Source organism: Paraburkholderia sp. BR14320 (assembly GCF_040948665.1).
GTDB classification, from domain to species: domain Bacteria; phylum Pseudomonadota; class Gammaproteobacteria; order Burkholderiales; family Burkholderiaceae; genus Paraburkholderia; species Paraburkholderia youngii.
In genome coordinates, this window is the sequence record NZ_JBFPKG010000028.1 from 1 (window position 1) to 15222 (window position 15222).

Below are 15222 nucleotides of genomic sequence, written 5' to 3' on the forward strand. Positions count from 1 at the left end.
GACATCATGACTTCGGCCGCGCTCGCGACCGCCGAGCGCATGGCGCAGGCGCTCGTGCAGGCATCAGAGGCTTAAGGAGACTTCCCGCATGGACAAAAAACTCTATATCTCCGACGTGACGCTGCGCGACGGCAGCCACGCGATTCGTCACCAGTACTCGATCCAGAACGTGCAGGACATCGCGCGCGCATTGGACAAGGCGAAAGTCGATTCGATTGAAGTGGCGCACGGCGATGGCCTGCAAGGGTCGAGCTTCAACTACGGCTTCGGCGCGCATAGCGACCTTGAATGGATCGAGGCGGTGGCCGACGTGATCTCGCACGCGAAGATCGCGACGCTGCTGCTGCCCGGGATCGGCACGATTCACGACCTGAAGGCCGCGTACAACGCGGGCGCACGCGTGGTGCGCGTGGCGACGCACTGCACGGAAGCCGACATCTCGAAGCAGCACATCGAATACGCACGCGAACTCGGCATGGACACCGTGGGTTTCCTGATGATGAGCCACATGACCACGCCGGAGAATCTCGCGGTCGAAGCGAAGAAGATGGAAAGCTATGGCGCGACCACGATCTACGTGGTCGACTCGGGTGGCGCACTGACGATGAATGACGTGCGCGATCGCTTCCGCGCGATGAAGGCCGTGCTGAAACCCGAAACGCAGACCGGCATGCACGCGCACCACAACCTGTCGCTGGGCGTGGCGAACTCGATCGTCGCAGTGGAAGAAGGCTGCGACCGCATCGACGCATCGCTCGCGGGCATGGGCGCGGGTGCGGGCAATGCGCCACTCGAAGTGTTCATCGCAGCAGCGGAGCGCATGGGCTGGAATCACGGCACCGATCTCTACACGCTGATGGACGCCGCCGACGACATCGTGCGTCCGCTGCAGGACCGCCCGGTGCGCGTCGATCGCGAAACGCTGGCGCTCGGTTATGCGGGTGTGTATTCGAGCTTCCTGCGTCATTCGGAAGTGGCCGCGAACAAGTACGGCCTGAAGACCGTCGACATTCTGGTCGAACTGGGCAAGCGCCGCATGGTCGGCGGTCAGGAAGACATGATCGTCGACGTCGCACTGGATCTGAAGCGCGCACGCGCAACCGACGCAGTGGCTTCATGACCCAGACGCTGCTCGGCGGCGCCGCATGCCGCGCGCGCAGCGTTCATTTCATCCAGCAAGGTCGCCGCAAGAGCGACGCTGATTCAACATTGGAGACATTCATGCGGCAGTCAACACGAGCAACACCAACAACGCAGTCGACGAAACCTCTTGCCAGCGGCGCGCTGACGATCGGGCTCTGCCTGATCGTCGCGCTGCTCGAAGGCGTCGACCTGCAATCGACCGGCCTCGCCGCACCGCGCATGGCGCGCGAATTTCATCTCGCGGTCGCGCAGATGGGCTGGGCGTTCAGCATCGGCGCACTCGGGCTGCTGCCCGGAGCCGCGATCGGCGGACGTCTCGCCGACCGGCTCGGGCGCAAGCGCGTGCTGATGTGGTCGGTCGCGCTGTTCGGCCTCTTTTCGCTCGCGACCGCGCAGGTATGGGATCTGAACAGCCTGCTCGCCGCGCGCTTTCTGACCGGCCTCGGTCTCGGTGCGGCGATGCCGAATCTGATCGCGCTGTGCTCGGAAGCGGCGCCGCCGCATCAGCGCAACACCGCGGTCGGCGCGATGTATTGCGGCATGCCGTTCGGCGCGGCGCTCGCGGCGGTGGTCGGCATCATCAGCCCGGGCGATGCGGGCTGGCGGCATATCTTCTACGTCGGCGGGTTAGGGCCGTTGCTGGTGCTGCCGCTGCTTGCGCTGTTCATGCGCGAGTCGGCGCAGTTCGTCGCGGCGCGCGCAACCACGGGCGCGCGCCGCGATGCGGCCGCCAGCGTGACGCGCGCGCTGTGGCAGGAAGGGCGCGCGGGCACGACGATCGCGTTGTGGATCAGCTATCTCGGCACGCTGATCGTGCTGTATTTCCTGATCAACTGGCTGCCGTCGCTCGTATTGACGCGCGGTCTGACGCGCGTGCAGTCGGGTGTCGTGCAGATGATGTTCAACATCGGCGGCGGCATCGGCGCGATCGTGATCGCCGGCATGATGGACCGGATGGGCCGGCGCCGCACGGTCGCGGGCATGTATGTCGGCATCGTCGTTGCGCTCGGTGCGTTGCTGAGCGCGAACGGCGGCGCGTCGATGGCGTGGGGCGGTCTGCTCGCGGGCCTGTTCCTGGTCGGCGGCCAGTCGGTGCTGTATGCGCTGGCAAGCAGCCTGTACCCGACCGAAGTGCGTGGCACCGGCGTCGGCGCGGCCGTGGCGGTTGGCCGTCTCGGCTCGATCCTCGGACCGTTGATCGCGGGGCAACTGCTCGCGATCGGTCAGGGCGCGAGCGTGCTGCTCGGCGCGAGCATTCCGCTGATCGCAGTCGCCGCGATCGGTGCTTGGCTCGTCGTGAATCGCTCGACACTTCGATATACCGCGGCGGCCGCGCAGTAGTTTTGCGGCCTGAAATATGGAGCGGGCTTGCCGTCAGCGGCGGCCCGCAGTCACTCAACTCGTGAAACACAGGAATCCGACATGAGCAATACAAATACACAAGCAGTGGCGATCAGTGAAGAAGCGACCAGCAAATTCGTCCGGATCACTGAAGATGGCCGCGAGGTGCAACTGCACTACAACGACGTGGGGCAGGGCGCGGAAACGGTCGTGATGCTGCACGGCTCGGGACCGGGTGCGACCGGCTGGGCCAACTTCAATCGCAACGTCGAGCCGCTCGTCGCGGCGGGCTATCGCGTGATCCTGATGGACTGCCTCGGGTGGGGCAAGAGCGATCCGATCGTCTGCAAAGGTTCGCGCTCGGAACTCAACGCGCGCTGCCTGAAGGCGTTGCTCGATGCGCTCGATATCGAACGCGCGCATCTCATCGGCAACTCGATGGGCGGGCATAGCGCGGTTGCGTTCGCGCTCTTGGAACCGAAGCGCGTCGGCAAGCTCGTGCTGATGGGCGGCGGCACCGGCGGCCCGAGCCAGTTCGTGCCGATGCCGACCGAAGGCATCAAGCTGCTGCAAGGCCTGTACCGTAACCCGACCATCGAGAACCTGCAGCGCATGATGAGCGTCTTCGTGTTCGACACGAAGGCGTTGACGGAAGACCTGATGCAGGCGCGTCTCGCGAATATGCTGGCACGGCGCGACCATCTCGAGAACTTCGTCGCGAGCCTCGCCGCGAATCCGAAGCAGTTCAACGACTACGGGCCGCGCCTTGGCGAAGTGGCCGCGCCGACGCTGGTGATCTGGGGCCGCGACGATCGCTTCGTGCCGATGGACGTCGGCCTGCGGCTCGTTGCCGGGATGCCGAACGCCGATCTGCATGTGTTCGGCCGCTGCGGGCATTGGGCGCAGTGGGAGCATGCGGACAAGTTCAACCGGATGGTGGTCGAGTTCCTGGGGCGCGAGGGGTAAGGCGGGTTGTTGTTGCGGGCGACTGGCGCGCCGTTGCGGCGGCGGGCTAATGCGATCCATTCGCATTTAGCCAAAAATAATACGTCGCAAGTCATCTATAAGATATCTGTCTTAAGACCGGGTTAATCGGCCGCAAACCCTTGCCAGCCGGGGCTCGACCCTTTTCGGCAGGGTCTTGCGACCTGTTTGTTTACCCACATTTAGTGGAAAACGCGCATATACTCTCGGTCGTATCGCAAAACGAAGGTCGCGGGGTTGCGTCGTGCCGAACCGGCGCCGTCGCCATCGCGCCGCGATTTGCGCTGGCCTCGACTGCCAACGCTCTGTCTATCACTTCCTAGCAAAGCATTAATCATGTCCACACCGCCGAAGATCATCTACACCCTGACCGACGAAGCGCCCGCACTGGCGACGTACTCGCTGCTGCCGATCGTCAAGGCGTTCACGCGCTCGTCCGACGTGCTCGTCGAAACGCGTGACATCTCGCTCGCCGGCCGGATCATTGCCGCATTTCCCGACTACCTGAGCGCGGAACAGAAGGCTTCCGACGATCTGGCGGAGCTCGGTGGACTCACCACGCGCCCGGAAGCGAACATCATCAAGCTGCCGAACATCAGCGCGTCGGTGCCGCAACTGAAGGCCGCGATCGCCGAGTTGCGCGACCAGGGCTACAAGCTGCCGTCGTACCCGGACGTCGCGACGACCGACGCCGAGAAGGACGTCAAGGCCCGCTACGACAAGATCAAGGGCAGCGCGGTGAACCCGGTGCTGCGCGAAGGCAACTCGGACCGCCGCGCGCCGCTGTCGGTGAAGAACTACGCGCGCAAGCACCCGCACAAGATGGGCGCATGGAGCGCGGACTCGAAGTCGCACGTCTCGCACATGAGCGGCGGCGATTTCTACGGCAGCGAAAAGTCGGCGCTGATCGCGCAAGCCGGCAGCGTGAAGATCGAGCTGGCCGCCGCGGACGGCACGACCACGGTCCTGAAGGCGAAAACGCCGGTGCTGGCAGGCGAAATCATCGACGCGTCGGTGCTGAGCAAGAACGCGCTGCGCAGCTTCATCGAAGCGCAGATCGCCGACGCGAAGGCGAACGGCGTGCTGTTCTCGGTGCACCTGAAGGCCACGATGATGAAGGTCTCGGACCCGATCATCTTCGGTCACGTGGTGTCGGTGTTCTACAAGGATGTGCTCGCGAAGCACGCGGAAGCGCTCGCCAAGGTCGGCTTCAACCCGAACAACGGTATCGGCGACCTGTACGCGCGTCTGAAGGATCTGCCGGCTGAAACGGCCGCGGCGATCGAAGCCGACATCAAGGCGCAGTACGAACAGCGTCCGCCGCTCGCGATGGTCAACTCGGACAAGGGCATCACGAGCCTGCACGTGCCGAGCGACGTGATCGTCGACGCGTCGATGCCGGCGATGATCCGCGAGTCGGGCAAGATGTGGGGCGCCGACGGCGCGCTGCACGACGCGAAGGCGGTGATTCCGGACCGTTGCTACGCCGGCGTGTACCAGGCTGTGATCGAAGACTGCAAGAAGCACGGCGCGTTCGATCCGGTCACGATGGGCACGGTGCCGAACGTCGGCCTGATGGCGCAAGCCGCGGAAGAATACGGTTCACACGACAAGACGTTCCAGATCGCGGCGAACGGCGTGGTCCGCGTGACCGACGAAGCCGGCGCGGTGCTGCTGGAGCAGCCGGTCGAGGAAGGCGACATCTTCCGTATGTGCCAGACCAAGGACGCGCCGATCCGCGACTGGGTCAAGCTCGCGGTGAACCGCGCCCGCGCGACCAACACGCCGGCAGTGTTCTGGCTCGACCCGGTGCGCGCGCACGATGCGCAGATCATCAAGAAGGTCGAACAGTACCTGAAGGATCACGACACCAATGGTCTCGACATCCGCGTGATGACGCCGGTCGATGCGACGAAGTTCTCGGTCGAGCGCATCCGCGCGGGCAAGGACACGATCTCGGTCACCGGCAACGTGCTGCGCGACTACCTGACCGACCTGTTCCCGATCATGGAACTGGGCACCAGCGCGAAGATGCTGTCGATCGTTCCGCTGATGGCCGGTGGCGGCATGTTCGAAACCGGCGCGGGCGGTTCGGCGCCGAAGCACGTGCAGCAGCTGGTCGAAGAAGGCTTCCTGCGCTGGGATTCGCTCGGCGAATTCCTGGCGCTGGCGGCATCGCTCGAACATCTGAGCACCGCGTATCACAACCCGAAGGCGCAGGTTCTCGCGAAGACGCTCGATCAGGCGACCGGCAAGTTCCTCGACAACGACAAGTCGCCGGCGCGCAAGGTCGGCGGCATCGACAATCGCGGCAGCCACTTCTACCTCGCGATGTACTGGGCCGAAGCACTGGCCGCGCAAACCGACGACGCGGCGCTGCAGGCGCAGTTCGCGGGCGTCGCGAAGGCGATGGCCGACAACGAGGCGAAGATCGTCGCGGAACTCGGCGCGGCGCAGGGCAAGCCGGTGGATATCGGCGGCTACTACCGTCCGAACGTCGAGCTGACCAGCAAGGCGATGCGCCCGAGCGCGACGCTGAACGCGATCGTCGATTCGGTGGCTTGAAGCCGCGCGGGCTGCTGATGCGGTAAGCATCGCGGCCGCAACTGCGCTGCACTGGAAAGCCACGCGGTAAGTACGCAGCGCAACCGCGCACAAAGCCGCAAGCAGGACCGCAAATACGACAATGGCGCCTTTGGGCGCCATTGTCGTTTCTGCTTTCACTGCTACGTCGCGGTCGGTCATATCCGTCCTTATACGTGAACGATTTCCCAATCAGCGAGTTTCTCTGGAATTTCGAGCGTCGACGTGTCGAGCTCGGACAGATGCTCGCAGCTCAGGCCGCGCGCGAGGTCGTCGGCGGCCTGTTGCGGGCTTGAGAATTCTCCGAGCGTTTCGTTGCCGTAGGTGGCTTCCCAGCCGTCCTGACCCGGCAGAATGTAGAACGCTCCCTGCGTCGAACCAAAGCGAAAGCCTTTCATTTTTAGTCTCCCAGTTACCAATAAAAAAGCCGCGATGCGTGACGGCTTCTGCGCAATCTCTGGGATTTGGGTGGCCATGTCGTGAGGCCTCTCGAATCCGACTGCGTGAAGCGCGTGCTCTTGTGAAAGAGTCTACGTCAGCGAGTCGGCTCGCAAGCGGGCGTCAAACCGTTCTTTATCTTAAAAATATTCTCAAAAAACAATGGTTTAGGCGTTTCATTTTGCGATGTGCAACGCTGCCGGACATCGTGAAATGCCCGCTTTGTGCCGCGCACCATGGTTTTTTACGACGCGCGGCATCGTTTCAGATCGTGAAAATTAGGGCTCTCGCGACGTATAAATCGACGCCATGCGCCCCTATCACGCGTCGATCCGCTCGCTCAACATCGCGACGAAGGTCTCGGTCACCGGCGGCAAGGTTCGGCCGCGCTTTCGGATCAGCGCGATGCGGCGCGTGAACGCGGCTTCGTCGATCGGCCGCGCGACCAACTCGGGCTCAGCGCGCACCTCGCGCGCCGACGCCGGCAGGATCGTGATGCCGAGCCCGGCGCGCGCCATCGCGACCGCGCTCATCATGTAGGTCGGCTCGCAGGCGATGCGCGGCTCACATTGCGCGTCGGCGAACGCGCTGTCGACCACCGCACGTACGCTCGTGCCCTGCGCGGTCAGCACGAGCGGCTCGTTGGCCAGATCGCCGAGCGTGACGGGCCGGCGCCGCCGCGCGAGTGCGTGCTGCTTCGGCAACACGGCGACGAGCCGGTCGATACCCTCGTGCAGCACCTCGAGCCCGCTGTCGTTCAGCTCGCCGCCGGTCAGCCCGATATCGACTTCCTCGTTGCGCACCAGCGTGTTGACCATGCTCGCGACGACGTCGCGCACCTCGAAGCCGACGCGCGGCACGGCTTTTCTCAGCGCCTGCACGAGCTCGGGCAGCACGCTCGCCGCGAAGGTCGGCAGGCAGGCGATGCGCACCGTACCGCTCGCGCCTTCGCCGAGCGCGCGTGCATCGAGTAGCACGTGCTCCATGTCGTGCAGCGATTTCTGCAGCACGGGCAGCAGCTCCCGGCCGGTCGGCGTCAGCGCGACATTGCGGCTGTTGCGATCGAACAGGCGCAGGCCGACCGTTTCCTCGAGCCGGCGAATCTGCACCGTCAACGCCGGTTGCGACAGATGCAGCCGCGCGGCCGCGCGCGTGAAGCTGCCCGTTTGGGCGACCGCGATAAACGCGCGGATGTCCCGCAGATTCAGATCCATGATGATTTGTGATTGCTGCAATCAATTCATTTCAATTGTTTTATTGCTGTGCAGAACTTACGCTCGATCACACTAAAAAACAACCTGGAGACAAGCTCATGCTGCCATTGCTGGGGCTGGCTACCATCGTCGTGCTGCTCGGCGCGATCCTGTCCAAACGCATGTCGCCGCTCGTCGCGTTGATCATCGTGCCGCTCGCGGCCTCGCTGCTCGGCGGCTTCGGCCTGCAGACCAGCAAGTTCGTGGTCGACGGTCTGAAAAGCCTCGCGCCGGTCGTCTGCATGTTCGTATTCGCGATCCTGTACTTCGGCACGATCACTGACGCCGGCACGCTCGACCCGATCATCGAGCGTATCCTGCGCGCGGTCGGCACGCGGCCCACGCGTATCGTGATGGGCACCACGCTGCTCGCGCTGCTGATCCACCTCGACGGCTCCGGCGCCGTCTGTTTCCTCGTCACGATTCCCGCGATGCTGCCGCTTTACGATCGCCTGAAGATGGACCGGCGCGTGCTCGCCGCGGCGGTATCGATGGCGGCCGGCATCAACTTCCTGCCGTGGACAGGGCCGATGATTCGCGCGTCGGCGTCGTTGCATCTGCCGATTTCGGCGCTATTCAATCCGCTGATTCCGGTGCAGGCGATCGGCCTCGTATTCGTGTTCTCGATGGCGTACTGGCTCGGGCGGCGCGAGGAAAAGCGCCTCGGCCTCACTGCCGCGAGCGGTTCCGTGCCGATGCCGCAACGCGAACTGACGCCAGAACAACAGGCGCTGCGCCGCCCGCAAAACTTCTGGTTCAACATCGTGTTGACGCTTGTCGTGCTGGGCACGATGGTCGTGATGGGCGAGAAGATTCCGCCGGCCGTCATGTTCATGGTGGGCCTGTGCATCGCGTTGATGGTCAACTATCCGAACGTCGACATGCAGCGCAAACGGATCGACGCGCATGCGCGCGCCGCGCTGATGATGGCCGGTATCTTGCTCGCGGCCGGCGTGTTCACCGGCGTGATGCAGGGCAGCGGGATGCTGAAGGCGATGGCGCAGGCGGCGGTCGGCTTCGTGCCGCCGGCGATGGCGAGCCATATTCCGATCGTGCTCGGCCTGCTGTCGATGCCGCTCAGCATGCTGTTCGATCCCGATTCATTTTATTTCGGCGTACTGCCGGTGATCGCGGAAGTGGCGGGCCAGCTCGGCGTGCCCGCAGTGCACGTCGGACAGGCCGCGTTGCTCGGACAAATGACCACCGGTTTTCCGGTCAGCCCGCTCACGCCCGCGACGTTCCTCGTGGTCGGCCTGTGCGGTATCGAGCTGGCCGATCATCAAAGATTCACGTTTCCCCTGCTGTTCGGCGCGTCGGTCGTGATGACGATCGCGTGCGTCGCGCTCGGGATCTTTCCACTGTGAGTTTCATTGAACGGACGGCAGCATCATGACAGCCATTGAATCTGAACGCGTCGTGCGCATCGGCGCGGGCGCGGGCTACTCGGGCGACCGCATCGAACTCGCGCTCGAACTCGCGGAACACGGCCAGCTCGACTATCTGGTCTTCGAATGCCTCGCCGAACGCACGATCGCGATCGCGCAGCAGGCGCGCAGCAAGGACGCGGAGCTCGGCTACGACCCGCTGCTCGAAGCGCGCATGCGCGCGGTGCTGCCCGTCGCGGCGCGCAACGGCGTGCGTATCGTGTCGAACATGGGCGCGGCCAATCCTCGCGCGGCGGCGCGCAGGACCGCACAGATCGCGCGCGAGCTCGGTCTCGGCGGGCTGAGGATTGCCGCCGTCACCGGCGACGACGTGCTCGACGTCGTGCGTGCGGGCGAGTTCCATTTCGTCGAATCGGGCGACGCGGTGGCCGCGTACGAGGACCGGCTGATATCGGCGAATGCGTATCTCGGCGCGAGCGGCATCGTCGACGCGCTCGCGGCCGGCGCGCAGATCGTACTGACCGGGCGCGTCGCCGATCCGTCGCTGTTCGTCGCGCCGCTGGTCCACGAATTCGGCTGGCGCATGGACGACTGGCCGATGCTCGGCCAGGCGACGGTAATCGGCCATCTGCTCGAATGCGCAGGGCAGATCACCGGCGGCTATTTCGCAGACCCCGGCTTCAAGGACGTGCCGAATCTCGCGCGGCTCGGCTTTCCGATCGCCGAAGTTGCGCGGGACGGTTCGGTGGTGATCACGAAGCTCGCGCGAAGTGGCGGGCTCGTGACCGAAGCGACGTGCAAGGAGCAGTTGCTGTACGAGATTCACGATCCTCGTCGCTATCTGCAACCCGACGTGGTCGCCGATTTCTCGCAGGTGCGCGTCGAACAGGAAGCCCCGGACCGTGTGCGCGTCACTGGCGGTGGCGGCACGGAGCGCACCGCGACGCTGAAAGTGTCGGTTGCGTATTTCGACGGCTATATCGGCGAAGGGCAGATTTCGTACGGCGGACCGGGCGCGCTGGCGCGGGCGCGGCTCGCTCTCGATATCGTGCGAGAACGGCTCGCGCTGACCGGTGTAGAGGCGCGCGAACTGCGCTTCGATCTCATCGGCGTGAACGCACTGCATGGCGAGACGGTCGCGGCTGGCCATGGCGAGCCGTACGAAGTGCGCGCGCGGGTGGCGGGGCGCACGGCATCGCTCGCGGAAGCGGTGCGCATCGGCAACGAGGTCGAGACGCTGTACACGAACGGACCGGCGGGCGGGGGCGGAGTGACGAAGGCGGCGCGCGAGGTGGTCGCCGTGCAATCGGTGCTGCTGCCGCGCGAGCATGCGACGCCGGCTTTCTCGCTGGTGGAGGCTTGAGATGAAACTCCGTGAACTGGCTCATTCGCGCACCGGCGACAAGGGCAATACGCTCAACATCTCGGTGATCTGCTACGACGCGCGGCACTACGAGCGGTTACGCGATGTGTTGACGCCCCAGCGCGTCAGCGCGCATCTGCGGGATGTGGTGCGCGGTGACGTGGTGCGGCACGAGTTGCCGGGCCTTGCCGCGTTCAACTTCGTGCTCGGCGATGCGCTCGGCGGCGGCGTTACGCGTTCGCTCGCGCTCGATGCGCATGGCAAATCGCTGAGTTCGGCGTTGATGGATCTGGACGTGGGGGAGTGAGCGGGTGCTGCTGGCGGTGTGTCGTCTTGCGGGGCGGTCGATCGGCCCCGCATGCGGTCACACGCCAGCCTTCGTCAAGTCATGCGCGCGGCGCAGACGTTCGCGGCTGTTGCTCAGATGCATGCGCATCGCGGCGCGCGCGTCGTCGGCGTCCTGACGCTCGATCGCGCGATAGATCATCAAGTGCTCGCCGAGCACGCTGCGCAGTATCTCGATATGGTCGAGCTCGGCGATCTCGGCCGAACCGAGCCGCGTGCGCGGGCTGACCGAGCGGCCGAGCTGGCTCAGCACGTCGAAGAAATAGCGGTTGCCGCTCGCACGTGCGATCTGCAGATGGAACTCGATGTCGTGTGCGAGCGTGTCGGTGCTGCCGCGCTCGAGTTCCGACTCGAAGCGATCGAGCGCGGTGCGAATCTGCTTCAGGTTCTGCTCGGTGCGCCGCGATGCCGCGAGCGCGGCCGCGGCCGCTTCGACGTCGATCCGGAACTCGATGATCGCCATTACGTCGAGCATGCTGGTGAGATCGGCGGCGGGAAGCTGCATCGGCTTTTCCGCGGCGGGCGCGAGCACGAACGTGCCGATGCCGTGGCGTGTCTCGACGATCCTCGCTGCCTGAAGACGCGAAATCGCCTCGCGCACCACGGAGCGGCTCACGGACAACTGCTTCATCATCGCGACTTCGGTGGGGATGCGATCGCCTGGCCTCAGCGCCCCGCGGCGAATTTCATCGGAAAGGGTGGCCACCACCTTTTCAGTTAGGCTGCTCATTTTTGTGGCTGGTTGACTGATCCAACAGAATATTGCACAGGACTGTACTCGATTCTGCCGGGTTCGGCGGCCTCGGTGCGGGCTATTTTTTCCGTGCCGGACGCGCGGTGGAGCGAGGATGAGGCGGGCGGTTGCGCAAGCGCATGAGCTGCTGGTAGGGAGCCGCCATTTAAAGACATCGGACGTCTTAGTCCGGGCTAGATTTCAGAAGTGGTTGTAGCCTTTAAAGCCCTGAATCGGCCGACATCCCAAGGGAATCAATCAACGCGCGCAGGGTAAACACCCAACTGGATCTGGGAAAAATAACGCGGTAGACTGTCGTCAGACAACGTATCAGGCGCATCGGCGGGTGTCGTATCGAACCGTTGCGTCGCGCTGCGTTCCACCAGGCCACATGGCCCACAGGGGAGACAAAACTTGACATCAGTTCTCACTACCGCGCTCGACCCGCTGCAATCAGCGGTCGCGAAGGTGAAGCGCAACGTGTTGCCGCTTTTCCTGATCATGTTCATCGCGAACTACATCGACCGCGTGAACATCGGCTTCGTCAACGCGCACATGAAGGCCGATCTCGGCATCGGCGCGGCCGCCTACGGGCTCGGCAGCGGGCTGTTCTTCATCGGCTACGCGCTGTTCGAAGTGCCGTCGAACGTGCTGATGCAGAAGTTCGGCGCGCGCGCGTGGCTCACGCGCATCATGGGCACGTGGGGGCTGGTGGCGGGCGCGATGGCGTTCGTCTGGAACGACACGTCGTTTTACGTGCTGCGGTTCCTGCTCGGCGTCGCCGAGGCGGGCTTCTTTCCCGGCGTCGTCTTTTACTTCACGCAGTGGCTGCCGCAAAAAGAGCGCGGCAAGGCAATGGCGATCTTTCTGTCGGGTTCGGCGCTCGCGTCGGTGCTGTCCGGTCCGATCACCGGTTCGCTGCTGTCGATTCGCGGCCTCGGCCTGCAGGGCTGGCAGTGGATGTTCCTGATCGAAGGCGGGTTCTCGATCGTGCTGTGCGTCGTCAGCTGGTTGCTGCTGAAGTCGCACATCCGCGACGCACACTGGCTCACCGCCGAAGAGCAGCGCGTGCTCGAACGATCGATCGCGGCCGAACAGGCTGAACGCGAAGCGCAGGGCGGCGCGCATCTGCCGACGATGAAGCTACTGAAGGACCCGCAGATCGCGCTGTTCTGCTTCCTGTACTTCGCGATCCAACTGACGATCTACGCGGCCACTTTCTGGCTGCCGACGATCATCCGCAAGATGGGCGGCCTGTCCGACTTCGAGGTCGGCATGTTCAACGCGATTCCGTGGCTGATCGCGATGGTCGCGATGTATGGCTTCGCTGTGGTGTCGGCGAAATGGCGTCATCAACAGGGCTGGCTCGCGGTCGCGCTCGTCATCGCCGCGGTTGGCCTGTTTGCGTCGACGTCGGGCAACCCGGTGTTCTCGTTCGTCGCGATCTGTTTCTCGGCGATCGGCTTCAAGGCCGCGTCTTCGCTGTTCTGGCCGATTCCGCAGGGCTACCTCGACGCGCGCGTCGCCGCCGGCGTGCTTGCGCTGATCAACTCGCTCGGCAACCTCGGCGGCTTCTTCGCGCCGGCCACGTTCGGCTATCTGCAGCAGCACACGGGCTCGATCACGGGCGGCTTGTACGGCCTCGGCGTCGCGTCGCTGCTCGCGGCAGCGGCCGGCTTCCTGACGCGCAACAAGCCCGGCAATCGCGAGCCTTCGCCCGAGTCGTTGCGCGGCAACGCGCATTGACTACACTGACGGCTCGTATGCGGCCGTCAGTTCTTCTGTATTCGCGTTTTCATCCGGTCCGGTCGAACGCCCACGCAGCGCGCGGCGGCTTCCGCCGGCCGGCTTACTTCATCACACAGGTGCTTTTCCCATGTCCACCAAACCTACCGAATCGAACGCCACGCCGGTCGTCACCGAACTGCGCGTCGTGCCCGTCGCTGGCCGCGACAGCATGCTGATGAATCTGAGCGGCGCGCATGGTCCGTTCTTCACGCGCAACGTCGTGATCCTGCGCGACAGTGCGGGCCATACCGGTGTCGGCGAAGTGCCGGGCGGCGAGAACATCCGCAAGACGATCGACGACGCGCGGCCGTTCGTGGTCGGTCAGTCGATCGGAAATCTGCAGGCGATCCTGAACAAGGTGCGCACGCAATTCGCCGATCGCGACGCGGGCGGCCGCGGCCTGCAGACCTTCGACCTGCGCACGACGATTCACGCGGTCACCGCGCTCGAAGCGGCGCTGCTCGACCTGCTCGGTCAGCATCTCGGCGTGCCCGTCGCGGCACTGCTCGGCGAAGGCCAGCAGCGCGACGAGGTGGAAATGCTCGGCTATCTGTTCTATATCGGCGATCGCAACAAGACCGATTTGCCGTACGCGAACAACTCGGGTGCGCGCGATGACTGGGAGCGTGTGCGCACCGAAGAAGCGATGACGCCGGAAACGGTCGTGCGTCTCGCCGAGGCCGCGAAGGCGCGCTACGGTTTCAACGACTTCAAGCTGAAGGGCGGCGTGCTGCAAGGCGACGCGGAAATCGAAGCGGTGACGGCGCTGGCCGAGCGCTTCCCCGAAGCGCGCGTGACGCTCGACCCGAACGGCGCGTGGTCGCTCGCCGAAGCGGTGCGCCTGTGCCGTGACAAGCACGACGTGCTCGCTTATGCGGAAGATCCGTGCGGCGCGGAGAACGGCTATTCGGGCCGCGAAGTGATGGCCGAGTTCCGCCGCGCGACCGGCCTGCCGACAGCGACCAACATGATCGCGACCGACTGGCGTCAGATGGGTCACGCGATCCAGCTGCAATCGGTCGACATTCCGCTCGCCGATCCGCATTTCTGGACCATGCAGGGCTCGGTGCGCGTCGCGCAGATGTGCAACGACTGGGGCCTCACGTGGGGTTCGCATTCGAACAACCACTTCGACATTTCGCTCGCGATGTTCACGCACGTCGCGGCCGCGGCGCCGGGCAAGATCACCGCGATCGATACGCACTGGATCTGGCAGGACGGTCAGTTCCTGACGCGCGATCCGCTGCAGATCGTCGGCGGCAAGGTCAAGGTGCCGCAGAAGCCGGGTCTCGGCATCGAGCTCGATATGGACGAACTCGAAAAGGCGCACGCGCTGTATCAGCAGCACGGCCTCGGCGCGCGCGACGACGGCGTTGCCATGCAATATCTGATTCCGAACTGGAAGTTCGATAACAAGCGTCCGTGTCTCGTGCGTTAACGACGATTCAGCTCAATCGAAAGCCTGGCGGCCCGCAACAACGGTGCGGTCCGCCGGGCTTTTTTGTTTTCCGGCCGTGGACTTTCTCGCTCGCCTCTCTTCACTCATCAGACGTCCGTGCATGCAGTATAAGTGTTTGTTTTCATTGGCGTAACGTAAACCCTAGTCGTCTGATGACGATTAAATCATTACGATGGCTTCACTGGAAAGTGAATCATGTCCACGTTGAGGTGAGCGTCGGGGACGAGAAGTTTCCAGCCAGGCTTGCACGTCTTTTAGACTCGGGCCCGGAGCAGCAGCAAGCGGAAAACTGGCAATAAATCGAATCGCAGTCCTTCACATTAAAACGACCGATGCGCGTCTCGCGTTTGTGCATATAACAATTGAGGAAAGACATGTCTGTGAAATTCACTCAGAGGAGAACAGCC

General features: G+C 64.2%; 12 protein-coding genes. 9 read left to right on the top strand and 3 right to left on the bottom strand.

The window, feature by feature from the left end:
- The first annotated feature begins 88 nt into the window (after nt 1-88).
- The 4 genes from dmpG to AB3X89_RS23815 all read left to right on the top strand — a co-directional run bounded on the left by dmpG (nt 89) and on the right by AB3X89_RS23815 (nt 6033).
- The gene (gene dmpG / locus AB3X89_RS23800) at nt 89-1120 is read left to right on the top strand and encodes a 4-hydroxy-2-oxovalerate aldolase (protein ID WP_368585451.1); all 1032 of its coding nucleotides are present in this window, start codon (nt 89-91) and stop codon (nt 1118-1120) included.
- Between the two features lie 101 nt (nt 1121-1221).
- On the top strand, nt 1222-2484 hold the full coding sequence (gene mhpT, locus AB3X89_RS23805; RefSeq protein ID WP_368585532.1) for a 3-(3-hydroxy-phenyl)propionate transporter MhpT: 1263 nt from the start codon (nt 1222-1224) through the stop codon (nt 2482-2484).
- An 81-nt stretch (nt 2485-2565) separates the two neighbouring features.
- A complete protein-coding gene (locus tag AB3X89_RS23810; RefSeq protein WP_368585452.1) occupies nt 2566-3450 on the top strand; it encodes an alpha/beta fold hydrolase in 885 nt (294 codons plus the stop codon).
- Between the two features lie 354 nt (nt 3451-3804).
- Entirely contained in the window at nt 3805-6033 is a 2229-nt protein-coding gene (locus tag AB3X89_RS23815; protein ID WP_368585453.1) for an NADP-dependent isocitrate dehydrogenase, read from the top strand.
- Between the two features lie 188 nt (nt 6034-6221).
- Here AB3X89_RS23815 and AB3X89_RS23820 read toward each other — a convergent pair whose 3' ends face one another.
- Entirely contained in the window at nt 6222-6449 is a 228-nt protein-coding gene (locus AB3X89_RS23820; RefSeq protein WP_013092475.1) for a hypothetical protein, read from the bottom strand.
- Nucleotides 6450-6809: 360 nt separating this feature from the next.
- Nucleotides 6810-7703 (bottom strand): LysR family transcriptional regulator, encoded by an 894-nt coding sequence (locus AB3X89_RS23825; protein WP_368585454.1) that lies wholly within the window; start codon nt 7701-7703, stop codon nt 6810-6812.
- A 98-nt stretch (nt 7704-7801) separates the two neighbouring features.
- Here AB3X89_RS23825 and AB3X89_RS23830 point away from each other — a divergent pair, with 98 nt between their 5' ends.
- From AB3X89_RS23830 to AB3X89_RS23840, 3 genes are read left to right on the top strand one after another with little or no spacing between them, the layout of a single operon-like run.
- A complete protein-coding gene (locus tag AB3X89_RS23830; protein ID WP_368585455.1) occupies nt 7802-9106 on the top strand; it encodes a CitMHS family transporter in 1305 nt (434 codons plus the stop codon).
- A 25-nt stretch (nt 9107-9131) separates the two neighbouring features.
- A complete protein-coding gene (locus AB3X89_RS23835; protein WP_368585456.1) occupies nt 9132-10490 on the top strand; it encodes an acyclic terpene utilization AtuA family protein in 1359 nt (452 codons plus the stop codon).
- A 1-nt stretch (nt 10491) separates the two neighbouring features.
- Entirely contained in the window at nt 10492-10797 is a 306-nt protein-coding gene (locus tag AB3X89_RS23840; RefSeq protein WP_368585457.1) for a hypothetical protein, read from the top strand.
- Nucleotides 10798-10854: 57 nt separating this feature from the next.
- Here the strand turns inward: AB3X89_RS23840 and AB3X89_RS23845 are convergent, their stop codons facing one another.
- Nucleotides 10855-11565, bottom strand: coding sequence for a FadR/GntR family transcriptional regulator (locus AB3X89_RS23845; protein ID WP_368585458.1), 711 nt, complete (start codon nt 11563-11565; stop codon nt 10855-10857).
- Nucleotides 11566-11982: 417 nt separating this feature from the next.
- Between AB3X89_RS23845 and AB3X89_RS23850 the strand changes: the two genes are divergently transcribed.
- Both AB3X89_RS23850 and gudD read left to right on the top strand, forming a co-directional pair.
- Nucleotides 11983-13314: an MFS transporter gene (locus AB3X89_RS23850; protein WP_368585459.1), complete on the top strand. Its 1332-nt coding sequence runs from the start codon at nt 11983-11985 to the stop codon at nt 13312-13314.
- A gap of 130 nt (nt 13315-13444) precedes the next feature.
- Nucleotides 13445-14794 carry a glucarate dehydratase gene (gudD, locus tag AB3X89_RS23855; protein WP_368585460.1) on the top strand — a complete coding sequence of 450 codons (1350 nt, stop codon included), beginning with the start codon at nt 13445-13447 and terminating at the stop codon, nt 14792-14794.
- The last annotated feature ends 428 nt before the right edge of the window (nt 14795-15222 follow it).

Coding starts and splice junctions, on each gene's coding strand:
- dmpG (WP_368585451.1), top strand. CDS start 89: ATGGACAAAAAACTCTATATCTCCGACGTGACGCTGCGCGACGGCAGC.
- mhpT (WP_368585532.1), top strand. CDS start 1,222: ATGCGGCAGTCAACACGAGCAACACCAACAACGCAGTCGACGAAACCT.
- AB3X89_RS23810 (WP_368585452.1), top strand. CDS start 2,566: ATGAGCAATACAAATACACAAGCAGTGGCGATCAGTGAAGAAGCGACC.
- AB3X89_RS23815 (WP_368585453.1), top strand. CDS start 3,805: ATGTCCACACCGCCGAAGATCATCTACACCCTGACCGACGAAGCGCCC.
- AB3X89_RS23820 (WP_013092475.1), bottom strand. CDS start 6,449: ATGAAAGGCTTTCGCTTTGGTTCGACGCAGGGAGCGTTCTACATTCTG.
- AB3X89_RS23825 (WP_368585454.1), bottom strand. CDS start 7,703: ATGGATCTGAATCTGCGGGACATCCGCGCGTTTATCGCGGTCGCCCAA.
- AB3X89_RS23830 (WP_368585455.1), top strand. CDS start 7,802: ATGCTGCCATTGCTGGGGCTGGCTACCATCGTCGTGCTGCTCGGCGCG.
- AB3X89_RS23835 (WP_368585456.1), top strand. CDS start 9,132: ATGACAGCCATTGAATCTGAACGCGTCGTGCGCATCGGCGCGGGCGCG.
- AB3X89_RS23840 (WP_368585457.1), top strand. CDS start 10,492: ATGAAACTCCGTGAACTGGCTCATTCGCGCACCGGCGACAAGGGCAAT.
- AB3X89_RS23845 (WP_368585458.1), bottom strand. CDS start 11,565: ATGAGCAGCCTAACTGAAAAGGTGGTGGCCACCCTTTCCGATGAAATT.
- gudD (WP_368585460.1), top strand. CDS start 13,445: ATGTCCACCAAACCTACCGAATCGAACGCCACGCCGGTCGTCACCGAA.